General features: G+C 57.8%; 17 protein-coding genes. 12 read left to right on the top strand and 5 right to left on the bottom strand.

Annotation, left to right across the window (positions count from 1 at the left end):
* Nucleotides 1–2,086: 2,086 nt before the first annotated feature.
* The 4 genes from BMY06_RS40325 (at nucleotide 2,087) to BMY06_RS31345 (ending at nucleotide 6,049) form a co-directional block, all read left to right on the top strand.
* Complete coding sequence (locus BMY06_RS40325) at nucleotides 2,087–2,317, top strand: H-NS family nucleoid-associated regulatory protein (protein ID WP_341809783.1); 231 nt, start codon at nucleotides 2,087–2,089, stop codon at nucleotides 2,315–2,317.
* Between the two features lie 146 nt (nucleotides 2,318–2,463).
* A complete protein-coding gene (locus BMY06_RS31350; RefSeq protein WP_074986993.1) occupies nucleotides 2,464–2,814 on the top strand; it encodes a hypothetical protein in 351 nt (116 codons plus the stop codon).
* 1,225 nt (nucleotides 2,815–4,039) lie between these two features.
* Nucleotides 4,040–4,636, top strand: a complete 597-nt coding sequence (locus BMY06_RS39760; RefSeq protein WP_167371427.1) for a hypothetical protein — start codon at nucleotides 4,040–4,042, stop codon at nucleotides 4,634–4,636.
* Between the two features lie 261 nt (nucleotides 4,637–4,897).
* Nucleotides 4,898–6,049, top strand: coding sequence for a PDDEXK nuclease domain-containing protein (locus BMY06_RS31345; RefSeq protein ID WP_074986992.1), 1,152 nt, complete (start codon nucleotides 4,898–4,900; stop codon nucleotides 6,047–6,049).
* Nucleotides 6,050–6,958: 909 nt separating this feature from the next.
* Here the strand turns inward: BMY06_RS31345 and BMY06_RS31335 are convergent.
* Nucleotides 6,959–7,852, bottom strand: a complete 894-nt coding sequence (locus BMY06_RS31335; RefSeq protein ID WP_074986990.1) for an H-NS family nucleoid-associated regulatory protein — start codon at nucleotides 7,850–7,852, stop codon at nucleotides 6,959–6,961.
* Nucleotides 7,853–8,825: 973 nt separating this feature from the next.
* Between BMY06_RS31335 and BMY06_RS31330 the strand changes: the two genes are divergently transcribed.
* Together BMY06_RS31330 and BMY06_RS39105 are read left to right on the top strand one after the other, a co-directional pair.
* Complete coding sequence (locus tag BMY06_RS31330) at nucleotides 8,826–9,146, top strand: hypothetical protein (protein WP_074986989.1); 321 nt, start codon at nucleotides 8,826–8,828, stop codon at nucleotides 9,144–9,146.
* Between the two features lie 506 nt (nucleotides 9,147–9,652).
* Nucleotides 9,653–10,003 (top strand): hypothetical protein, encoded by a 351-nt coding sequence (locus tag BMY06_RS39105; RefSeq protein WP_124263237.1) that lies wholly within the window; start codon nucleotides 9,653–9,655, stop codon nucleotides 10,001–10,003.
* Between the two features lie 324 nt (nucleotides 10,004–10,327).
* On the opposite strand, the gene BMY06_RS31325 is transcribed toward BMY06_RS39105, so the two are convergent.
* On the bottom strand, nucleotides 10,328–11,326 hold the full coding sequence (locus BMY06_RS31325) for a hypothetical protein (protein WP_074986988.1): 999 nt from the start codon (nucleotides 11,324–11,326) through the stop codon (nucleotides 10,328–10,330).
* Nucleotides 11,327–11,706: 380 nt separating this feature from the next.
* On the bottom strand, nucleotides 11,707–12,711 hold the full coding sequence (locus tag BMY06_RS31320) for a spore germination YkwD domain-containing protein (RefSeq protein WP_074986987.1): 1,005 nt from the start codon (nucleotides 12,709–12,711) through the stop codon (nucleotides 11,707–11,709).
* 847 nt (nucleotides 12,712–13,558) lie between these two features.
* Here BMY06_RS31320 and BMY06_RS31315 point away from each other — a divergent pair.
* The 5 genes from BMY06_RS31315 (at nucleotide 13,559) to BMY06_RS31300 (ending at nucleotide 19,749) form a co-directional block, all read left to right on the top strand.
* On the top strand, nucleotides 13,559–15,346 hold the full coding sequence (locus BMY06_RS31315) for an OmpA family protein (RefSeq protein ID WP_080180123.1): 1,788 nt from the start codon (nucleotides 13,559–13,561) through the stop codon (nucleotides 15,344–15,346).
* A gap of 6 nt (nucleotides 15,347–15,352) precedes the next feature.
* Entirely contained in the window at nucleotides 15,353–17,125 is a 1,773-nt protein-coding gene (locus BMY06_RS31310) for a hypothetical protein (RefSeq protein ID WP_074986985.1), read from the top strand.
* Nucleotides 17,126–17,186: 61 nt separating this feature from the next.
* Nucleotides 17,187–18,050, top strand: a complete 864-nt coding sequence (locus BMY06_RS31305; RefSeq protein WP_074986984.1) for a hypothetical protein — start codon at nucleotides 17,187–17,189, stop codon at nucleotides 18,048–18,050.
* Between the two features lie 10 nt (nucleotides 18,051–18,060).
* Nucleotides 18,061–18,969, top strand: coding sequence for a GIY-YIG nuclease family protein (locus BMY06_RS39100; RefSeq protein ID WP_124263238.1), 909 nt, complete (start codon nucleotides 18,061–18,063; stop codon nucleotides 18,967–18,969).
* A gap of 303 nt (nucleotides 18,970–19,272) precedes the next feature.
* The gene (locus BMY06_RS31300) at nucleotides 19,273–19,749 is read left to right on the top strand and encodes a hypothetical protein (RefSeq protein ID WP_124263239.1); all 477 of its coding nucleotides are present in this window, start codon (nucleotides 19,273–19,275) and stop codon (nucleotides 19,747–19,749) included.
* A gap of 225 nt (nucleotides 19,750–19,974) precedes the next feature.
* Here BMY06_RS31300 and BMY06_RS31295 read toward each other — a convergent pair whose 3' ends face one another.
* Nucleotides 19,975–20,760: an HNH endonuclease signature motif containing protein gene (locus BMY06_RS31295; protein ID WP_124263240.1), complete on the bottom strand. Its 786-nt coding sequence runs from the start codon at nucleotides 20,758–20,760 to the stop codon at nucleotides 19,975–19,977.
* Between the two features lie 564 nt (nucleotides 20,761–21,324).
* Here BMY06_RS31295 and BMY06_RS40670 point away from each other — a divergent pair.
* Complete coding sequence (locus BMY06_RS40670) at nucleotides 21,325–21,585, top strand: ParB N-terminal domain-containing protein (RefSeq protein ID WP_074986981.1); 261 nt, start codon at nucleotides 21,325–21,327, stop codon at nucleotides 21,583–21,585.
* A 93-nt stretch (nucleotides 21,586–21,678) separates the two neighbouring features.
* Here BMY06_RS40670 and BMY06_RS39755 read toward each other — a convergent pair.
* Nucleotides 21,679–22,747, bottom strand: a 1,069-nt coding sequence (locus tag BMY06_RS39755) for a hypothetical protein (protein ID WP_208608918.1), incomplete at its 5' end; no start/stop codon positions are given.

Here is a 22,747-nt window from a genome sequence, read left to right as displayed (position 1 = left end):
TTGGAGGTTCCGAAGATAAGGGGGAGAGCGTGGAAATACGTGCACATAAGCAGATGCACGAACGCCTGCGTGACCATGCGCCAAGAGAGTAGCGCCTGCTCTATTGGCGGGGAGTTGGACTGGATTCTTCACCAGAGCGAGAGCAGCTACCGGCTCGCCTGTCGCGCACGCGCCTCGACTTCGTCGATGCTTGCCTTCGCCCAACGCAGCCACGTTACAAGCTTCCACACTGCAGTGCGGACGCGCAGGCCCACTTCATTATCGAATTTCAAACGCTGTACTGCGCCACGAGGACTCCGGGGCGTGCGGTGAAGATCGCTCCAGCCTAGGGAAAATCTAATAAAGCTGGAGCAACTGGGCGATTTCGTTGAATGGTACCTCGTGTGTCTTGGCCCCTTTGTCGCGAGTAGCGCGCAGGTGCAGAATGGCCGGTGGCGCCTCGGATAGTTCGTGCGGGGCTTGATACCCCCTACGCGATCACGCGTGGCACTGCTGGCAGACGATCAGGTGCGGACGGATTTCGTGCTTTCCACCGACGTGTTTGCGTGGTTTCCGACCGGGCGGCGATCGCTTCGCGCTGCAGCAGATTGTCAGCGAAAAGTAATCCGGCCGAGGGTAATGCAGATCAGCGAAGTGGCGATACACAGCAACTCTCTGCCGAGGCGTTGGATAGGTGGACGCTGGTCGGCCGAGCCAATGTGTGCGGGACGAGTGTACGGATCACGCACGGCGTCGGGGTTTGGCGGAGCGCGATCTAGTTACAGAAATTGTCGAGTGCTTCTGCATAGGTTGGTATGTTTGCCTGTCACGTGCAGCAGAAAAATCGGTTCGGCGTCAGTGAGCGACCACAACGGTGTCCGAGCGGCCGGCAGGCGGACCGGAGCGGACTATCGAGCCCGATCGACGCCGTGCAGAGCAACTGCACCGCCGCGGGATGCTCTGCCTAGGTACCTGAATCATTCACGGTCTGCAGATTTGCGTTGACGGGCCAGGCGTGCGACTAGAGGCAAGCGCGGCGCCCAGTGCGGCATAGGCCGGATGGGCGCCCTCGTCGGCAAACGTCCAGTTTCCGCTACTGTTCAGCAAGACGGCGCAGCGGATCGCATCTGCCAGTGTATTCCCGCTGAGCACCTTGCGGACCTCGGCATTCACTAGTGCGCGGCACTCGTGCGGTTTCCGCATCGTCTAGGCATAAGGTTCGGGCGTGCGGCAACGACGCAGGTCGACAGCGGGGCGCAGGTCTACAGCCAACTACGCCTGCGAACGACTGCGCGACCGCCACGCTGGTATGGAAGCAGGGCAGTCCGACGTATTCTCCGTATGGCGTACGCGTTTCATCCTCGGCCCTCGCGTCTGGAGAGCCGCGCCTCGGGGGCAGTCGAGCCGCCGTCGCCTGTCTACCGGGACCGTCGCTGCCTTATCGCGGCGAAGGCCGTCGAAGTGAGGGGGAGCAACGGATCGCTGGCGCGCCGCCAGTCAGATACCAGTTGGATTCCGACTTCGATTCGCTTGCCCGCAATGTAGGGCAAGCGCAACTCTCATGGGCGCTGCAGAGAAGGAGGGGGCCTGTATGGCGCCGCAATTGGAATAGGTCCCAGACTGGGCTACATTATGGCGCTAAGGTTGCCTAGTTTTTGCCCGTACGGAGGCTGTCCGTGAAACAATGGGGGCGCATTGAATTCCGTTGTCTATATAATTGATTTTTAACGATAATCAAACGATTTGCGGGTGATGTTTCACGGAACTGGCTTGGCCCAAGGCGGGCAGGACTGTACGTGAGTGCATCGAGGTTCGATGTGGACCGGCTGCGAACCGTCGATGTAGCGATTGATACGTATTCTGTAATTCTCACCTTCCTGTTCCTGGAAGCCGGCAGATGCCGCGTACTGACGCGTTCACGGACCGCGTCGGTAGCCGGTCATGCATCCGAGGCGGACGTACGGATCAGTGCGGTGGACGCTAAAATCGGGAGGTCGCCGCGGCGGCGGCTTTTTGACGAAATCCATGTCCAACCTGAAAGCACTGCGCGCCGAACTCGGCCACGTCAACGAACTGCTGGCCGACGCGCGCTCGCACGAAGTCACCGCTGTGCTGGCCGGGGTTCCGGGATGAGGTTGAACTGCTGGGGATCACTGAGCCGGAAAGCCGCCGGGCGCTGGGATATGACCGGCCTGCGCCGGCGAAATACTACGATCCTGCGACGGGCAGGAAATGGTCGGGCCGGGGGCGGCGTCCGGCGTGGCTTGCGGGTAAGCGCCTCGAGGACTACGCGATCGACGCGCTTCGGTCCCAGCTCTGGTGGCACGGTGAAGAGTGAGCAACGCGGGGCAAGGTGAGGGAAATTGTGTGTCCGGCATTGTGAAGGGCCAGACGCCCCTTTGCAGTTTTCACAAAGCCAGCACGTATCCCTGGCATCCTCCACTCACGCATCCCCATACATATATATAGAGAGTCTCGCCCACGATGGCCGACCGTTTTGAACTCGTTGCCCTGGCGCTGCCGCCTGCTTGCGCACCAGAATCCCTGCCGGCCGGCATTTCGCAGTTCATCGCCGCGTGCTGGCCGGGGATGAGCCGCGCCCAGTTGCTGGACCGCGCACGACGCCTGGCGTTGCGGGCGTCCCTGCGCGTGATGAAGGAGGCGGGGAGTGGCAACGCGGAAGGAGTGCGGCAGTATGCGCTCGTGCTCGTGACATCAGACGGGTGGGCCGAGCTCGTGGCGCACGTGCGGCGGGCGGTGCGCCGACGCGGCGCGCGCCGTGCGAAGGTGTCGCTGCCGCCTCCCAGAGATGTACGGCAGGGCGGCCTTTTCTAGTCGCCCTCAGTGTGACTTTCTGAATCGTAGCTTCAGTGAGGGCCGGTTTAAGCGAGCGGGTACATTCCGCACCGTCTGGTGATCCCGGCGTAGGCACAACGCCTGGGCTTGAGCTGGCGTCGTCTGCAGGTCGCATTGGGTCAAGTCTGCAAGATTTCCACGAATGTCCCTCGGGCATCTGCACGCGCTACCGCGCTTGCGGGCGCGTCCGCATAGTGAATCTGAGAGTTGGACATTCTCTAACCGGTCTGGCGTTACTTCAGCGTCAGCCCGGGGCTGTGTTGCATGTTGGGAGCCAACTTGCACGCATCGCTCGATTCCATGAAGATGGGTGCTTAGGAATGCGAATCAATGTGATTGCGGATCTATGTGATGCGGTTCCTTGCCGGTCGCAGCCTTGCATTTCCCAAAGGCCTGAGATGCCGATAGCCCTGACGTTTCGGGACGTTTTCGGGGGAGCATGGCTCACCACGGCGACCCCGTGGTCCGTGCCGGGGAGTGTGCGAACGCGGTCCTGCGAATGTCATTGTTCGGTTGTTGGGCTGGCGTTGATATGAAATCGGCAGTGGCACCAGTCATCCCCTACTTTGGTTCATGGTCTGCGTGACGGGTCGTGCCGGGTTCTTGCGCCACACAGTTTGACAAGTCGAGACGCGCAACTATCAGTACTGCACCGTGACATCACCGCTCCTGCTCTTCCGTATGCTCGAGGCCGTGCTCTTGCACTTGTTGCGTTGTTCGGACATAGACGACACTCTCGCTGCGGTGTCCGGCGTGGATCAGCAAACCGCGAGTCGGACTTGCTGACTTGACTTTGCATCTGGCCCGATAGAATGAGGGGGCTGCAGTCAGGCAGGTCGCCCATGAGGAGACCTGGTGAGCCGCGCGTTCTACCCACCCTGCTGGGATTGCGGTGTGGTTGGTCCCAGCGATTGGACACGGCACTACTGATGGGCAGAGCTATTGCGAACGGCCTTGCGTGAACATCATCTTCCGGGGCCGCGGCAAAGCGGTCGGGAATCCAACGATTCGTAGGCCGGTTCAACTTCAGGCGGAAACGAGCCGAGTCTATAGCCCGGCAATTTTCCAGCGCAAACAATACGGCGCAAAACATGCAGGCCATCGTGTCTCTGGGTGCAGCCAGGGGGGGAGCTATCGGTGTGCGATTGACGCACGCGCCAGCGACGGCCAGTTCCAAACGTAGTGGCGCGCTGTCGCCAATGAGGTGCGTGAAGTCGCGTCGGCTGACAGCGAACGTAAGGCGGCGAGCGTGATTGCGTGGTGGCACGGCGACTGGACCTGCGTGTCCGGCACGCCACTGGCCGCGGCGCATCCGACGGGCGGCATGCTTTCTGGAAGGGAGAAAGGTTACCTGATGAGCAGATATTCAGCTGGCTTGGCAACTTCAGGTTATGTCATCGATGCAGCGGATACGCGAGATCGCACGATAAATTTCCTGAACGGGATCGGGATTGCCGCGCGTTATGAAAGTGGGGCGAACGGGTTTTCCGATGGATGCGGGATTGATAGGGGTACGCTCGCTGTCGATCCGGCATGTCGAAACTCAACGCCGCTCCATGAGGCGGGGCATCTCGCGATCACACCACGTTGCTTCCGGTCATGGATGGGCAGGAATCTTTTTGCGGGCCAGCGCGCAATGCTGGATGCGGTCTGTGACGCTAGGCATGATCCGGATGATCCACTCTATCGCGCGGTGATCCAGTGCTCGGACCCGGAGGCGCCGCGCTCGGGTTGCCCGGCGAAGAGATCGTCCGCAGTGACGAAAATGGTGGCGAAGGCGATCCGATCCGTCTGGCGTTAGAGATGCGCGCCTATATTGGTATGCATGGACTTGCTCACGCAGGCTTCTGCTCGATTCGGGATCGCGGTAGCGTGGCCGGCTGACCGCATCTGCACTTCTGGACGCAGGATGCAGGTAGTGTCGACGCGGCTGGCTCCCATGATGCCGGTCGTGGCGGAGGTGTAGCCGAACAGTCTTGATTGAGCCTGACGGGACGGCCGTACCGTCCCAACCGGAGAGCCTCGCGGCTAACTTCGTAGACAAGGATGAAGTGAACGTACCATGACGAAAGTGGATCTTGCGCAGGCGGACTACGTCGAGTTGCATCGCGAAATCGCGTTGGTGGTGGAGTCTGCCCGGTCGGCGGCGGCGCGCAGCGTCAATGCGCTGATGACGGCCACGTACTGGGAGATCGGCCGCCGGATTGTCGAATTTGAGCAGGGTGGTGAGGTGCGGGCGGGCTACGGAGAGGCGTTGATCAGGCGTCTGGGGACGGATCTGTCTGGCAGGTTCGGTAGAGGGTTCGGTGTGCGCAACCTCGCGCAGATGCGGGCGTTCTACCTTGCATGGCCCGCCGATCGAATTGTGCAGACGGTGTCTGCACAATCTACTGAATCCCGGATTTTGCAGACAGCGTCTGCAAAATCTCAAACACAGAAAACAACCGATACGGCCAAAGTCGGGGCACCGGAACTGACCGTCGTCGCCCAGGCCTTTTCACTTCCCTGGTCTGCCTATGTGCGGCTGCTTTCCGTCAAAACCGAGGCCGCGCGCGTCTTCTACGAAACCGAAGCGTTACGGGAGGGCTGGTCAGTACGTCAGCTTGACCGCCAGATCGGGAGCCAGCTATACGAACGTCTGGCACTCTCGCACAACAAGGCGGCGCTGCTCGGCAAAGCTGCGCAGGTTCAGCCCAGTGATCTGCTTACACCGGAGCAGGCCATACGTGATCCGTTTGTCCTCGAGTTTCTCGACATGAAGGACGAATATTCGGAGTCCGATCTTGAAGCTGCTCTCATCCAGCACCTCGCGGATTTCCTGCTTGAGCTGGGCGATGACTTTGCATTCCTTGGGCGCCAGCGCCGTCTAAGAATCGACGATACCTGGTTTCGGGTTGACCTCGTCTTTTTCCACCGGCGCCTGCGATGCCTCGTCATCATCGACCTGAAGGTGGGGCGCTTCAGCTATGCCGATGCAGGGCAGATGCATCTCTATCTGAACTATGCCCGTGAGCACTGGATGAAGCCTGGAGAAAACCCGCCTGTTGGCCTGATCCTGTGCGCAGAGAAGGGGGCCGCTGAAGCGCATTACGCGCTCGACAACCTGCCTAACAAGATTCTTGCGGCGGAATATCAGACAGTGCTGCCCGATGAGGAGACAATTGCGCAGGAACTCGAACGGACCCGAGCTGAACTCGAACGTAGGGGTAAATAGCGTGCTCCTACGTCTTTCGTAGGGCATTAAAAGCTGATTGACTTCGTAAATTGTCGTCACGCGCTACGAGGTAGGCTCCAGTGGAGGGGCCCAATTGAGCCACCAGATATAAAATGAGCGTGCGGTCTTTTGAATAGTGGGGGTTTGCGTACTCGTAAAGTACCTGGCTCTCTGGGTTCCAAAAAGATGAAAGAAGACGTGAGGCGAGTACTTCGTGAAGAACAGCCATTGAAAGGTAGGGACATCGCCTAGCGAATTGGCCGCTACCGCAGTGCTTCAACTCATTTCCGGAAAGAATCCGAGACGTTTTACACAAAATAAGGAACCCGAATAATCCTTGGCCGAGGAGCAAGAGCTAGTCGTCTTTCTACCCGTCAACTGGCTCACAGGTGAGCAGCTCGAGACTGCACTATGCGGCAGTGGTTCGCCGCTTGTGATGCCGGCCACATTGTTTTTCGATTTACCTCGAAGCTCCTAATTGATGCCCTTGCGTGCTATCAGCAATCAGGTCGTCGCCAGTGGCAAGATCTCCAGCATGTCGACGGCTATCATGCTGAGTTCGTTCAGACCACTGAACTGGCGATTGTCACTGATTCGAGTACAAAGGCGGTTCAAGCTTCTGTCGACTGACTGAGCGGCCGCTCAGAGGACATTGATTCTGGAATTGATAGTTTGTATCGCGCTTCAATGGAAGTTGTTCGCCTCGGACGATGACTGATGCGATCCTTATAGTGTTGCTATGAAAAGTGAACGCCGCCGAGCCTGTTGGGGAGCTCGACGCCGTTCTGGATCGGCGGAATACAGGAACACATTCAATAGTCGCAGGCGGACTTGAGTGCGGCCATGTTCTGAAAGCTGCAGCAACGACGCGCGCCAGTGGTATCACGGAGCAGCGTGACGGGGCATGTCTTATGCGGCTGCGTTCGCCAACGGCAGCTCAGTTGCCGGCACAGTATTCTCGATGGGCGCTGATGCTATCGCCTTGTCCTGCAGTTGAGCTCTCGCAGCGGTGGCTTTCTTCGCAGGCGCCTTGCGGGCAGTCGTCGCTTTCTTTGCCGGGACGGCCTTTTTGGTCACGGTCGCCTTCTTTGTTGCAGTCGCTTCTTTCTGAGTATTTGCCCCATTAACTGCTTCGGCCTTCTTTGCCGTGGCTGCTCGTTTTCCCGCAGTCCTGCTTACGGCGGCCGCTTTTTTGGCAGGAGCCACGTTTTTTACCGCATTTGCTTGTTTGGCAGGTGTGGCCTTCTTCGCTGTCGCGCTCTTCTTCGCGGTTGCCGTTTTCTTGGCGGCCGGGGCCTCGACAGCCTTGTTATCGGCTTTTGCAATCAAGAAGCGCGTGCGGTCCTTTGCATTTGCAATCCAGGACGGAGCGCGGCCGCGACCGCTCCAGGTCGCACCTGACTTCGGATCGCGATAAAGCGCCGGTTGCGGGCCGCGTTTGTAGTTTCCAGCACGCTTCGCTTCGGCTTTCACAGGTGCAGGGGCTTGGGACGCACCCTCAACCAGAAACTTACTCCGGTCTTTCGCGCTGGCGATCCATTGCGGGGCACGCCCATGTCCCGTCCACGTCGCGCCGCTCTTCGGATCGCGGTACTTCGCAACCGACGCTGTGCCGACAGCGCTTGCGGTTTTGCGACCGCGACGCTTGCCTACGTGAGCGTCGACGTCGGCAACGCTGATACCGTGCTTGTCCATCAAGTCGCGGATCTTGTTCAAGACGACTGTGGACTTGCTAACGACAATTGCTTCTGCCTGAGCCTGAAGCTTTGCAATCTTTGCCTGAATGGAATCGAGCGTTGCCATTGTTTTTTGTTTCCCTGAGGTTGGTTTGACGAACTATGCCACAACGCGCATTTGAATTGTTGAAGTACGGTGATTCGCCATGTGAAATGATCACTCTGTGGATTTCCGACTGTTTCAGTCCGATCCGTCACATGCCAATGTTTAGAAAAGCTATCGGTTCATGAGTAGCTTTTGACGGGTGGGTCTTTCACGCATTAGCAGTGACATCCGATGAATGAAAAGGTTGTTTAATTCTAACTATTTGTGAGCAGATTTCTCCACGACTGTGTTGGACACGAATCGTGAAGGTCAAAGTCTATGCGGTCCCGAGCGGATCTCAGTCCCTATGCGTTGTTCTCGTTGGGTGCAGCAAGCACGTCGCGGCTACGGCAAATCGTCGTTGGGTCTGGTGGAGGGGCCCAACACAACAAAGAACATCGACGAAGTCGCGGGATCGCTGCGACAGCGTCGCGCGCCGACTTGGCAAGGAGGCAGTCGCCAGCAAGAAATGCATCTAACAGTCTCTTGCCTCTACCTTACATCCGCGCCTCTCGGCGGAATCAGTGATCGAAGTTGATCTGATTTTGGTCCTATTAAGCAGATGTCATCATGCAAGATCGCTTGTGCCGGATGCCGTGTACAAATTGAGGACCGCGGCACGTCGTTAAAGGGTGTCGACTACCGATGGTAACGATGGCTTGCTTACGAGATTTGGTGCGGCTGTACGCCGCGTTTCATTCTTCTCACGCGATCGCAGGTGCAGGTACAGATAGAACGCGTCGACGTCGTGATGTGAACGGAGCATTGCGTCGTCTCTATCGCCGTCTGTATGATCAGCGCCGCGAGCAACAGCTGTCTGGAAATCGGGTGGCGAGCAAGTTCCGCGTCAGTCTCTATCGGATGTTGAGGCTCATCAGCAGGAAGGCTATGGCAAACCGGACTCGCGTTGCTTGATTGATGAGCTAGAAAAACCTGAATATGCGAAAGGTAGAACATGGATGATGAAACCGGAGAGGAGGTCGCTGCGATAGCCGGTAAGCTCCTACAGCAGGTCATCGAGCTCGGGCTCGCCTGGGACGAAGCCGTGGCCGCCTTCGGCCTGGCGGCTAAGGCGGCCGCGCTGGCTGCCGCGAATGCCGGTGCGGACCCCGGTGGAGACTGTGTTTCGATTGCGCGCCAACAATTGATGGCGGCGTTTGAGTTTGATGTGAGGGTCATCGTCGCGACGAACCTTCCGGATCGCGCCGAAGCGCAGGCGGACGACAATCCCCTGCTCGCGACAGCACTACGCCGGCACGGTAGCAAGTTGCACTGAGCTGGAGTTGCACAACGCGGTGAAGGTGAGTTGAACATCCCGCCAGGCATATGGTTACGAAGGTTGCCCCGCATCATGCCAATGCCGAAGGAGATTGCAGGACGGCGCGAGTCGGAAAAGTGCTGTGTGTCGATAAACGCGCCGAATGTGGCCATCGAGGCTAGCGGCGGCTCAAATGGGATTGGCACGACGGAGATGCCTCGCCCCGCTCATTCTGCGGCGCGCCAGTTGCGCTCTAACGGGATGGTGGCGTCTCGTTCGATACGTCGAAGTAGGTTGCGGATGAAGTAATTGCACGAGCCCGTGCGCGAAAGTAGCGAACTGGACACAGCCCCCCCCCGACTTTTGCAGACGATTCAAGCCCTCGGGAATTTCAACCGATAACCATATTGTCGGCGGTATGCTGTGACACGAAGGCACTGAAGGAGTCGCGCGGTGTGTTCTGAACCTTCGCAATCTACAGGCCACCGAAAAATCACAACGAGGCCGAAAGCGGGAGGTCAGGCATGAAAGTCTACACAGGTGCACTCGCGTTGCTCGGGTGGTTGGCGCAACGTGAAAGTGCGTCGGTTAGCGAAATCACAGCCTCAGGATTGATGGGTTCCCGCGAAGCATCGGACTTCATCCGGTACGCGCTACGCAATGGCGTCGTCGAGCGGGCAAATGGAGAGGCAGCTCGACGCGGCTCCGCTCGCTACCGATCAACAGGCGTTCCATTGCCCGAGCCACGCTCCAGGAACGTCGAGGCTTCTTTTGACGGCCTGTTGCACGCATGGGGAATCACCACGGAGCCTTTGCAGCTTCGCGTGCTGGATGCGCGGGTCCACCAGATCTCCGACGCGCCGCGGGAAATCTGAAAGCACCTGTCGCCAGGCTGTCGGTTCTGAGGCGAGTCGTGTCAACGATCTTCTCGTTTCTCGGTGTGGCGCATCTCGCACCGCTTGCACTCAGTATGGGACACTGTCTAGTGCTGCCGCTTCTAGCGCTCATCAGGCGCCTTGAATAACCGATGCCGGTTGCATTTCTGCCGTATCTCATCGTCGGGCGAGCGATGTCTTACAGCCGATTGTGTCGTCGCGATTCGAGAAATGGACACTGGTAACTGCGCTCTTCGGCGCGTATAAGCCAGCAGACTAGCTTCGTATTAACCTTTAGACTTTTGGATTCGCTCCAGATTCCCTCTAATTGTCCGCCGCCGGAAGTGTTACCAATTGCTCGACGCGCATCGACAATGAAGATTCCGTATTTGTGCTGTGCCATGCAGGTATGCTGTGTTCGGCATGATTTCCTCCTGAGTTCAGAAAGCCGAGCGCGTCGAAAGTGCCAAGAAACTGATCGTATTGTTTGACGCGCGTATTCTCCGCGATCACGCAGCCAAAGGTCATGATGTGAAGACGCTCAAGGCACTCATCAGGAAGGTCGGCGATTGCATTTCCGATGACCAGTGCACCTTTGCTATGACCGACCAATGTCGTGAAGTCGTTCGCTAGTCGCAGCAGGGCGTGGAGGACATCCGAGGAGCCACTTCCGCGGCGAAAGACCGGCACACCTGTGCCTGGCGCCACGGCGTGTCCTGGTGTAGTCGCGAGAAGTTGGCGTCCTATTGTTGCGGCATCCGGTGCAACGCGAGCGAGTATTTCCTGGACCGGCTGTTTGATCCAGTAGCTGTACATCTCGAATCCAAACCATCCGCCGAGCGCTTGCTGCACGACATCCGCGAGTCCGTATCCAGGCACGATCGCAGCAACGGGCTGTTGAAAAGCGGTGGAGACATTCCACGCAAGGGCAGCTGAGCCGAGTGCAGAGCTTCCGACGCCGCTGACCGAGACGGCCTCAACACGATGGACACCGCTCGCGAGTGCATCGACAAACGTCTGGAAATCGGTGAAGCGCAGGACGTGAGGTGTGTTGGCCGCGTTGACGATGAGAATTGAGCCTTCGGGGTTCAGCATTGCGCTGAGATTTGCTTGTTCTTGCACAGGTTGGTCGGCCGCTGCATCGGTCCAGTCAAGCTCTACACCGTCGCGCGCAAGCGTGCGGCTAAACGCTTGTACGTCATAGAAAGCAAAATCGAGCGCAGCATTTGCAAATCGCAATGCAGTAAGGGCCGGCACCATTTGTGCCCGCTGAACTTCGAAGCTGGCAAGCGGGGGCATGAAGTAATCAGCAATGCTGAGCATAGAATCGAGACCTCACGAAAAGGGTGCGTCTGCAGATCGCCTGCAGGGAACCGTCCGAGGGGATGAGCACCGTGTGCTCGAGTCGATTTAAGGCGAAGAGTCGGCCCACTTCCAGATTTTGCACATCCGGCTGTGTGCAGTAAGCCACATACTCGCGCAGTTGGTACGGGCGACGTAAAGAATCGTTCGTGGAGTCGCAGGAGTGTGACGGCCATGCGCCTCGCCAGAGGGCATTGCTTCACGACGCGAAACCCAGGTTGGAAAATTCACGCAGGATCCGCTTTCAGTCGTTCTTGCAGCACACGGTTGGCAGTGAGCCCCGAGCCTCGCTCGGACCTCGGCGGATGAGCGCTACTCTTGTCGACGAAGGTCCATGCAGGTTACTGAGTTGCGGCTTGTGTGACGACGTCGTTCATTTGAACCGGCACTGCGATCGTCGCGAATGACCGTCGGACATCAAAGGGCGCATTGGCGACCCCGAATTGCTGTGTCAGGCGCCCGGTCGCGTGCGCAGTGTAGGTCGTGCCAGGACGCAACGGTGTGAAAGGCGTGCAAACAGCCGTATTCCGCCCTGTGTCTGCGCTTGTGAGCGGTGCGATCTGGCAGCTCACGGGCTTGCCGCGTCCGTCACGAAGCTCGAACTTCTCAAGCAGGATGTGTGCGTTGGTACCACCGGACACAGTCAGCGGATAGCCGAGGAGAGCGCCGCGATAGCGTGAATTTGGTCCCATCGGGTCGGGCTGCTCGATATTCTGCCATGAGAGCGGCGCGTCCTTCTGGCCATCATAGGGATAGACCACGAGTTCGGTATCGCCGATCGCGGGCTCGGGGTCCGCAAAGTCCACGACGGTGATTTGACTATCGCCCGACGCAACGGCTTCGCCGGCGCGTGCCCACTCATAGAGCATGGCACCCCGGTGATACGGCGAATCGAATATCTCCTCAATCGGAAGCGCCGGAACCCGCTGACCTCCGTAGACAGCGAACACCTCACTCGCCCCCGTCGTCTCAGTGTGCTGACGCACCCGCGTTGTGACGTCTGTACCCGAGAATCCAGGAAGTCCCGCGCTCTCGTCGTGGCTGCTTGCGCGATTGACCTCCAGGTAGTGCGCGTGTGCAGCCGCGGCTTCAGCCACGAGCGGGTCGGCAGCGATCGCGTTTAGACCGAGTTCCGCACGTCGCGCGTTCAGATAGCAGATCGCCGTGGGCACGGGATCAACGGACAGGATGGCGAGTGCAGCAGGACCCGGTGCCGTGTGAAGTGTAATGCGCGGGCCTGTATAGGGCGGCTCGGAGACTTGGGGCAGGGCCGGTTTGGTCGCGCATGCGTTGAGAAGGGTCAGGGCGGCAGCGAGCGGAATGGCCGCAAGTGTTCGGAAAAGCATCACGAAGATCTGTTCTTTGTTGGTATGTTTGATCTCCTTATCGGCAAAATTCGTTTGAGGTTTAGAGAGTGGGGAGCCGCGTACTCGATCGCGATGCCCAGGATAGTTGCCAATTCGTGGTTACCAGCTGCCGGCCTGAATGGGGAAAGTGGTGATAGCTTGACGCGTAGTTGACTATGCAACGGTAAGGAGCGACTTGAATGCACCGCGAGCTAGCGAAGAGAGCATGCCGATTATCGATTTGTCGGCCGTTTGAATCAGCGTGCAAACGTTTTACATTGCAGAAAAATCCAATTTCTAAAATCTTGATCGCTGACTGGAAAAACGATTGGGACTGTCCAGTGTGAGCGGCTTGTGTTCGTGGACAAATCAGGCCGGCAAGACTTCACACGCCGGTTCGTGTGAGAAATCATCCGTAGTCGGATTCGCACGCTGTCTTCCGTGTTTTCCTGATAAAGTTTGCGTCAATCAAAATGAATATACGAATTCGGGGAAAGAAGTGAAATCTATTCAATTCGCATAGAACGCTAGCGTTCGACCGTGTTGGATCACGCGTGCCTCCTTCATAAAGGCGAAATATTCGCCGTGATCGTTGTTCCGTACTCCGATAGCCGGTTCGCACGTACGCTGTCACTGTTATCGCGCTGCAATTGCGGGCAGGGCGTCATATCCGTTTAAACAATCACCCGGGTGCTGAAAAAATTCGTTCAGCCCTCAAGATTGCACGCGCCTTACCGATATAAGTAGGGTGACACTGTCACGATCGAATTGGAAGTTGTGATCGCAACCGTCCCGGAATTTTCGGGGTGCGACGGGGGACCACTGTGAAAAAGAGAACGTATATCGCATGAAACGACGCATATTGGTCGGCGTATCGACGACCGTGATTGCAGGTTGCGCGGTCAATCCGCAAACGGGGCAACCTGAGTTTTCTCCGGCCGTAAAGACAGAATTCAAGAGTGTTTTCGACAATCCAGACCCCTGTTCCAATAATGACCGCAACATCGCGGCAATCATTGGCGCGGGCGCAGGTGCCGTCGTTGGGCACTATCTTGGGAAGAATGTCGCGGCCACGGTGGCAGGAACCGGCATCGGCGCGCTGGTCGGCATGATGATTGGACACGCGATGGACGAGCGCCGTTGCAATCTCTATCACATTGCTCAGCAGTACCAGATGAAGCTCGCGAGCGCGCCAATCAAGGCCACCACCATTGACGCTGCAAATGGTCAGGGCGATGTAGTGGGGCTCGACGTGCAGATGGGCGGTGTCGATGATGAGTTCCTGCCCGGTACCGCCACGCTTACGCCACGCGCGAAAGAGTATCTGGGCAAGGTGGCTGACCAGTACAACCCGAAAACGTTCGCGACATCGCTGGACGCGCAAACGCGTAACGCCCAGAACGCACGACAGACCGCTGCCGCACAGTCCGCGAACCAGAACGCGGCGGCACAGCGCCAATTGCTGATCGTGGGTCATAGCGATGAACGCGACAACATGTCGGGTCCCGATCTCGCACGGCTTTCGGAAGCTCGAGCGAAAGCGGTTGCGGAAGTGTTTCGCCAGCATGGCGTGCCGGCCGCCAATATTGCATATCAAGGCGCGGGAGACTCGCTCCCGATCGCGCCGAACGGTACGGTCCAAGGCCGTAGCGACAACAACCGCGTCGAAGTCGTCGACGTGCCGAACCTCGATGCGTTGAAGGCGTATGCCAGCAACCGCTCCGCGAATCCCGCCAACTTCGCCGTCGCGCGTCAGGCTGACCCGGGAGCATCGGGTCAGGATGATTGGCGCACGAGCGACCTCGCACCTGCCGGCGCAAGCCTGACGACGCCCGCTTTGCTCGCGTCCAATACGCCGACGACGCCCGCTTTGCTCGCGTCCAATACGCCGACGACGCCGCAACCGGCGGCAGCGATTCACAAGGTCACGCGCAAGAAGGCGGTGCGCGCAGAAACAACGTCGGCGGACACCACATCTAATAGCGCCAAAGGCGACGTGCCGGGTGCCCCAGGCGCGCAGGCAGTTGCTTCCACAAGCGCACACCCAGCGAATCCGGTGGGGGCAGCCGGTGGTCTGGGCTTTGCAGGCAAGCCGCTCCCTGCGGCGGGTTATCAGGTCAATCTGGGGGCGTCCAGAGACAAGTCGTCGATGTTCAGTTTCATCACGGATGCGCATGCCGACACGCCGGTCATTATTGGTTCGTGTTTGCAGGACCGGCCGCACGCGAGCACGCTGATTCGCTCACTCGCGACCAACCAGCCCCTCAAGGTGGAGGATTCGATGCCGGGCCTGTATGGCCAGCCGTGGTTCGGCAGCCAGGGCGACGCTGCTGTCGCGTTGTTGCGCGTCTATGTGCCGAGTGACGCGGCGGCGCCCGTACCACCCGTCACCGCCGAGATATACCGCCGGGAGGGCAGCGGTTATGCCGCCGCACCCATCGCGCGATTCAGGGACGCACCGGTGAACGTTTACCGCGGCGCTGACGCGACGCTCTATCGCGTCTTCCTGCAAGGCTCGGCGCAATGCGTCGATCTGCGCGTGCCGACGAAGTCCGCTTCGGGCAGTGGTCTCGTCGTCTATCCGTGGAACGACGCGGAATACAAGGCAGTCGTCAATTTCTCATCGAAGGGATAAGCCATCGTGCAACATGCCATCATCTCAGCGCTGTCTTCGCTGCCGTTCCTCGTCTCCGTGACGGTGGCAACGATTCTGGCGGCCTTTTTCTTCTGGCTTCGTGCCGACAGCTTCCGTTTCACTGCGTTCGCCTATAAACGCTGGTGGGCATTCGGGAACGACCATCGCGCCGAATTCCAGCGTCTCACGAAAGAGAGCGGCGATTCGACGGTGAACGACGGGCTCGTCCAGGCCGAGCTTACGCTGTGCACGACCTTCAAGTCGGTCATCTCGGGATCGAGCAACACGGAAGTGACAGCGGGCCAGTTCGGCCGCGCGAAGAACTATCTGAAGATCACGCAGCAGACCGATATCCATCCGCCTTCGATGATGGCGCGCGTTGGCCTGTTCGTGCTGATTCTCGCTGAGTCCGTGGGTACGGGCTATGTGCTCGCGCCGTGGATGTCCACTGAAATCACACCGTCTCAGGCGAATCTCGCGGCGGGCGTACTGGCGCTCGCGGTCGCGATCGTGCTTGCGCTGCTCACGCACACGACGGGCGCGGAAATGGCGAAGTTCTCGCACTTTCGCAAGCGCCACGGTTCGGAAGGTCTCGAAGTGCGTATCGATCTCGGCGACGACCAGGATCAGGACGCCTACTACATCGACCCGAATACGAACACTGTGCGGCAGAATCCGCTGCCGCGCCGCTTTGCCAACCGGGTGGACGATCCAGGCGTCAAAGGCCCGATCCTGCTGGTCGTATCGGGCGCGATCATCATTGCAATCATGGTGGCGATCTACGTGATCCGCGTGAATGGCGTGGAAAGCGAAGCAACGCGCCAGATTGTCTCGATGGAGACGAACGGCGTTCAGGGCGGGGGCGACGTGAGTCCGTTCGATTCTGCGGGTACTTCGTCGGCATTGCCGCTGAGCGTCGCCCAGGCACAGCAGGCGAGCCGCAAGGACGTCGCCGAAAGCCTTGGTGGCAACTACAAGGTCCAGGGTATCGCGGCTTCTCTGATGCTCGCGCTGATCTATCTCGTCACGCAGTTCACGGCTTTTATTGTTGCATTCAAATCGACGTTTAGCGGGCAGGGCGAAGCGGCTTACGACTTCACGCGCAACCAGCCTTCGTTCGAAACGTTCCGCGCACGCTTTCTCCAGCCGAGGATCGCGCGTGCCGAAAGTTTCCTCACGCAGTTGCGGGAAGCTCGCAAGAAAAGCAACCACCGCATCGGTACGCTGACGTTTGAGTCGTTCCTCAAGCACGGCGAGCAACGCGAAGAGCAGGCGCGCGACAACGTGATCGACAGGGTCGCCGCCGACGTGGCCACGGGTAAGAGCGAAGGCGAGCGCGAATTGCGCTACGAGCTCGCATTGAAGAACCATAACTTCTCGTCGGGCGAGCAGGATCAGGTGATCAAGGCGTATCAAGCCGCCATCCTGCGTACCGATGGCATTCGTAGCAAGCCGGCAGCAACGCGCCCGCTCGCACAGACGCTGGACACAACGCTCATACGTGTGCAGGCCGATGAGCGGGCGGCGCTGCAGGAGGCGCAGGCGACAATCGAGGCAGCGCGCGCGCGCCCCACTTCGCCTGTGGAGGAGGCGGCGGACATCAACGCGCTTGCACAGGCGTTCGCGGCGTTGCCCGACAATCTCGCGAAGGGCGAGTTCCTCGAGAAACAGGCGTCTACGCTTTCCAGCGATGACTTTGCCCAGTTGAGCGATGAAATCAAGCGCCGAAAGCGGCTTGCGAAAACGACTGAGAAGTTCAGCGACCTGCTGGACGACTGAGCCTCCTGAATGATCGCCGTGGCACCTTTCCCGGGCGCCGCGGCAAACCGACTGACTGCACATGAAGATTTTCAAGACACTAGGCAAGGCCGTTGCGCTGGCCGCGCTCAACATTGCGACTGCGGCGCACGCAGGACTCGTCAACGATGTGCCGAGCTGCTACGGTGCGTTCCATCTCGCGGCCGCACCACAGCAGCCGGCGCGTGTGGTGTACGTTCTCATCGATCAAACCATGCTGCTCGATCAGTCTCTCCAGCAATCGGTGCTCGACAACGTGGATCGGCTGATCCAGCCGGGTGCGAAGTTCGTGATCGCTGAATTTTCCGCGTTTGCCCAGGCTCATTACCTCAAGGTGCTTCATACCGGTTACGTCGAACAACCGCTGCCCGATGATGCCTACAACACGCTGCCGATCACAAAGGCACCGCAGATCAAGGCCTGCTTCGGCCAGCAACTCGCGTTCGCGCGCAAGATGGCAGCCTCGACCACGCGGCAGGCAATGGCAGAATCGACTTCGACACTCAACGCTTCTGAAATCATGGCGGCGCTTGGCGAGCTGGGGCCGGCTGTGCGTAACGATGCGGCGTCGGACAAGGTGCTGTTCGTCGTGACTGACGGACTGGAGAACTCGCGCACCTCGTCCTTCTATGCGCATGGTGGTGTGCGCGATATCAGCCCGGGGGCTGAGCTCGCCAAGGCGCGGGCGAACGGTATGTTCGCCGATCTCGGTGGGGCGAAAATCTACGTGCTTGGAGGCGCGGTGATGCCTCCGTCGTCCAGCGGTACGCAAGCGGAGCGCGACGGCTATCGGGATTCGAAGACTGTCCATGATCTGCGTGCTTTCTGGCAGGGATATTTTGAGTCGTCGCACGCGCATTTGGTCGAGTTTGGCGCTCCCAGTCTTGTCACACCCGTCTCGTACTGAGGCATTACGAATGCAAGAACGAGAAGCGGCCTTGTATCGCTACTTCGACAAGAACGACCAACTGCTGTACGTCGGTATTTCGAAGAGCGCGCCTGCGCGTTTAGCGCAGCACATCGGTGTATCGCATTGGGCGTATCAAATAACGCGCGTCAACATAGAAAAACATCCAAATAGAGCTGCAGCACGCGCGGCTGAGCTGCAAGCAATCAAAAATGAAAACCCGCTGCACAACATCGAAGGTCGCCGCAACGGAATGTCCGCGTTTGATGCGAGGCGTGCTGACTCAACTCTCGAAGATTTGAAGCGCGATTGGGAAGACAGTCAAGACCTTTTTGATCGTCACTGTCGTCTTTACTTCAAGTGGTTTCGAGAACAGGGTATCGAGCCAGTGATGGAGGTTGAGATGACCGTGCGTCAAAAGAAGGCCTATGAAAAATGGGCGAAGCCACATCTTCGTGAGTACGCGTTACGGATCGCAAATGAACGATCGGCAAACCCAAACTGGAGAATAGAGCGCGAGAGAGCACGGCGGGAGGCGGAAAAAAAGAGAGACGATGAGTATGCGGAGCGCAAGCGGCTAAACCTTGAGCAGCAGGCAGCTCGACGGGCAGCTCGAGCTTTGTTGCTTCCTCCGACTGAGGAGCAGCTAAAAAAACGAAAAATTGCCCGGCAGGCAAACGCCTTTCAGAAAATCATAGACTCACTTCCAAAGGCGGATCTGGCCGAGTATATGGATCGCTTCATGGCTCAGCGTGGCGAAGCGCTCCCGACTTACATTACCAACTCAGGTCCTTACTTTGCCAGCAACGGTATCCAGCGAAAATTTACTCGCTTTTTACGCGCACTGCTTGCAAAGGAGTATGGATTTGTTGAGTTAGGGGAGTACTCCCAGGATGGACGAAAGGTACGAGCGGTATAGTGAGTCATTACGAGCGAATATTGATCAAATCTTTCTGAATATGAGCTCAACCCTAGGGGGCTCACTTTAGTATAGATCGCTCTGGACAACACCGCGCTGTTCACGCAGATGCTAGGTGTCGCATTGACCGGTTGAATCCGCTGAAGATTGAGTCGCTTACAATGGCTACGTGCCGGCTGAATCTAAATTGTAGCGAGCCGCACGAGACCCCATGACGTGTTGAGTCACGTCGAATTTCCTGGTTACCAATATCTCTCGCTGGCTCGTTCAGATCCAGCTTCAACGTCCTAAAGGTGCGCCTCCGTGATAAATGCAAAAAAGTGCTGGCACGGTTCAACGGTTGGCTGGATCAACGAGATCGACCCCAGTAAGGGCCGCACTTATGGTTTTCAGGTGGGGCTGAACGTTTTTGGTGAAACAAAAAGCCCCCAGGACTTCATCTGGCTCACGGAAGTGGAGCAACGGGCGCGAAACCAATCGCAAACATCACTGGACGAAGTTATGAAGAGTCAGAAGGCAGGCGAAGACCCGTTTAGAGAAAGGCCGATGAAAGCCGGTCGCTGGGTCTACGAAGTGGAAGCCAGTCAATATTCCGATCAGATCGATCTTGGGGCGGCGGTCCTGAGCGACCGCATGCTGGAGCGCTTAGTGAGTGGCGTTGAGGCGACCAAGCAGCTAGAACTCTATCGGGAGAACGACGGGTTTTTGGCGTGTAAGGTCAATGAGTGGGGTGCCTACAGTTTGCTGCCAGAAAAGTACGAGCATTGCCTGCCCGACTGATGTTATTTCAGCGTGATGCATCGTTGCCGTAATTTTCGGCCAGAGCCGAAATTCGAATCGGTAAGTTACACATGTGGTGACGTAGACTGAAAGGTATCCGATCAGCACAGGTGCCAGTCGTACTTTGGCAATGCGAGCATTAATTTTTGAGAGCTGGAAAAGAAGATTCGTCAACGTTGCTGAAAGAAAGCACCCAAATGGGTGCTTTCTTTGTTCAGAAAAATCTTACCAACCCACAAAACTGGCCAAGTGAACCTCTGGATAGGTACTCTTCAAATACGCAAGAATTTGGTGATAGCTAGCGACCAAATTTTCTAAAAGCGGTTTGACGTCTGCGATAGCCTGTCTACGCTCATCAAAATCCAATTCGCGATTCAGATAACTTCTATTGGAATCAGCGTTTACGAGGTGGCCCGGCATGTAGACGTTCTTGTCGCCGATGACGGCCTCTTGCTCATAGTCAATGAGCTTATCTAGGCTTTCGGAAAAACTCCGATAGTAGCTCTCGAGATTGGCATCACTAAAGGGGCGACATTGTGGGTTGTCGTTTGCGAAGTTTCCAAGCGTATCGGCCACATAGAACAGTTTATGATCGAATCGCTCCGGCAAACCATCCGTTAGGATGATCATCTGAGAAAATGGTAAATACAGCATCAAAGCCTTGAGTCCAGCTACGTCCATCACTCGACCTTGGCTTTGATGGGCAAAGACTTGCAGAACATACGCTTCGTGCTCTTGCTTGTACCTATGCAGCCTTTCTGGCGGAAAGGCGTCTTCGTTATTGTCGACTTCTGTGTGATGATTCGGGCAGAGGAGTATCAAATTGTCGTAGCCATTGATATCTCCTTCAATCGGGATATTGCCTCTTGCTCCACCTTTATTCTTCGCAATGATGTGGGCCATCTCCCCGATTTTGACATCCTGCTGAACGACTTCGATCTTGCACATACTGCAACGTCCGGCAGCCAAACCAAAAAGTTTGGAAATTGTTTTATCCGTTATGCTTGTCATGCGATTTCCTCAAGTTCCCCGTACAGTCGGACTGCCGTCGGCGTGAAAAGGGTGTGGCCGACCCGTCTCCCACCGAAATCAGTCAATCCGTGGTGCATATCTCGATGTTCGAAATATAGCGAATCTGATTGTCGCCGATTTTTACTATCTTTGGCGTCCGGCGGGGGTTCGTCACCGAAGCGATCGAGGTCGACCACATCACGCGGCTTGAGGACGGTGGCACCGATGACGCAGCCAACCTGCCAACCTGCAATCCCTTTGCCACGACTGCCACGCGCGCAAGACCGCCGCCGAGAACGGCGCTCGGCCTCGTGGGTGCGACGTGAACGGGATGCCGACCGATCCTGAGCATCCGTGGGCGCGTTGACCCGGCGCAGGGTGCGAGGGATGGGAGGGAGGAGCCCCCGGGGGGCGTTCGAAAAAAATTTTCTCGATTGAACGGTCACCCCGGCCCAACTTTTTTTCTCAAAACGCGGAAATCCGAAGCCGGGGTCGTCCGGCGCAATCGGGCGCGCGCGAGCCACGCCGCGCGCGTCCACGCGGCATCGCGGGAGGTTCCCTCCCATGTGGGCTGACGCAATCGAGCAGCGGCCGATCTCGACGCTTACCGCCTACGCGCGTAACGCGCGCACGCACAGCGAGGCGCAGATTGCCCAGTTGCAGGATTCGATGCGGGAGTGGGGGTTCACGGTTCCGGTTCATCACTTCGACATGTACATGATCATTGCAAATACGAAGACAACAACAATGACCGCTGCCCACACGATCTGTTCGCCCTCGCTGCGAGTGTTGATATGCGCCGCCAGGTGGCTCTTTCTGCGATAACGCCGCTTTGTCATTTTCTTGATTTTTTCGGTTTAGCCGCGACAGATGATTGTCGCGGCTTCAGTCTAGGAAAGGATGGTTGCTGGCGGAAGTTTAAAGCTCGAATGGATCGCGCGTTCTAATCCCGAGCCATGTATCGAGTGACTTCCGCAGAGTCTTCAGGGCGACCTCGTGTTCGGGGAAGTTGCTTGGGTCGATCGCATCGCAGCGCACCTTCGCAGCATCTATACCGATGAACTCGTCGATCGTCTCTCGATTAAAGGTATAACGAGGCGTGGAAACTCGATCACCCAGCGAATGGCTTGATCCGCGGCTCATTGTACGTGTTGCCATCTGGGCGAATCCTTCATCGGTGCGTATCGCTTCAGCGATCCACTCGCGTGGTTCCTCCATAGAGCCGGCATAGGAGCTCCACCGATAAAGTAGAGACGTGAGGTCGGGTTCGTTGATCAGAGAAATGCCGTCTGCAGCTCTGCGCCGAATCAGCCGGAGCCACTCTGCTTTCATTACTGTGATAGTTTCGATGTCGAGCGTTGGCTCGAAGGCTCGATCTCGTCCTTCACCCTGATCGTCAGGATCACTCAGGTGAATGATCATGCCGGCAGCTGACAAGGCTTGGGATTCGCGAAATGCTTCGAGTGCAAGATCACCTCGAGCATCTTGCGGGATGCGCTTCAAGAACCAGCTCGTTGCTCGCCAAGCGGAAACCCAAGGTGAACTAAATGGGCTTAATTCGCGAGAGCTTACAAGCCGTTCCGCCAAAGAGAACATAGCTGGCAGCAGTACGTCGGCATTTTCGACAGGGAGGCGTTCGACAGATTCGTCAAACCTCGCGACAAGAGAGGGCAGCAATCGGTCGGCTTCGATAGCTGTGATTGCCGCAGCGAGTCTCACGGCTGTTTCTGTAGCATCCAGTACTTCCACAAAGCGTCGCTCTGATATTTCGCCAGCAGCTGTCTGCAGTTCGAAGTAACGCGGGAAGTAACGCGCTGAGCATACACGCTTCTCGGCAAGCCATTGACTACGAAAGCCATTCTCGTAGTGTGGTCCACCGAACGCCCACGCAAGCTGAGGGAAGAGCTCGGTGAGCGCACCTTGGGCAACGCTCCGGCGCTCTACTGGTACTACTTGCAGAAGCCGCTCAATCGCAGCTTTCTCGGTG

Origin of the sequence: Paraburkholderia tropica (genome assembly GCF_900109265.1) — a bacterium.
Taxonomy (GTDB): Bacteria; Pseudomonadota; Gammaproteobacteria; order Burkholderiales; family Burkholderiaceae; genus Paraburkholderia; species Paraburkholderia tropica.
This window is presented reverse-complemented; position numbering and strand designations above follow the sequence as displayed.

What these genes read in the sequence shown, in the direction of transcription:
- BMY06_RS31350 (WP_074986993.1), top strand. Translation starts at nt 2,464, where the DNA reads ATGGCCGACCGTTTTGAACTCGTTGCCCTGGCGCTGCCGCCTGCTTGC.
- BMY06_RS31345 (WP_074986992.1), top strand. Translation starts at nt 4,898, where the DNA reads ATGACGAAAGTGGATCTTGCGCAGGCGGACTACGTCGAGTTGCATCGC.
- BMY06_RS31335 (WP_074986990.1), bottom strand. Translation starts at nt 7,852, where the DNA reads ATGGCAACGCTCGATTCCATTCAGGCAAAGATTGCAAAGCTTCAGGCT.
- BMY06_RS31330 (WP_074986989.1), top strand. Translation starts at nt 8,826, where the DNA reads ATGGATGATGAAACCGGAGAGGAGGTCGCTGCGATAGCCGGTAAGCTC.
- BMY06_RS39105 (WP_124263237.1), top strand. Translation starts at nt 9,653, where the DNA reads ATGAAAGTCTACACAGGTGCACTCGCGTTGCTCGGGTGGTTGGCGCAA.
- BMY06_RS31325 (WP_074986988.1), bottom strand. Translation starts at nt 11,326, where the DNA reads ATGCTCAGCATTGCTGATTACTTCATGCCCCCGCTTGCCAGCTTCGAA.
- BMY06_RS31320 (WP_074986987.1), bottom strand. Translation starts at nt 12,711, where the DNA reads ATGCTTTTCCGAACACTTGCGGCCATTCCGCTCGCTGCCGCCCTGACC.
- BMY06_RS31315 (WP_080180123.1), top strand. Translation starts at nt 13,559, where the DNA reads ATGAAACGACGCATATTGGTCGGCGTATCGACGACCGTGATTGCAGGT.
- BMY06_RS31305 (WP_074986984.1), top strand. Translation starts at nt 17,187, where the DNA reads ATGAAGATTTTCAAGACACTAGGCAAGGCCGTTGCGCTGGCCGCGCTC.
- BMY06_RS39100 (WP_124263238.1), top strand. Translation starts at nt 18,061, where the DNA reads ATGCAAGAACGAGAAGCGGCCTTGTATCGCTACTTCGACAAGAACGAC.
- BMY06_RS31295 (WP_124263240.1), bottom strand. Translation starts at nt 20,760, where the DNA reads ATGACAAGCATAACGGATAAAACAATTTCCAAACTTTTTGGTTTGGCT.
- BMY06_RS40670 (WP_074986981.1), top strand. Translation starts at nt 21,325, where the DNA reads ATGTGGGCTGACGCAATCGAGCAGCGGCCGATCTCGACGCTTACCGCC.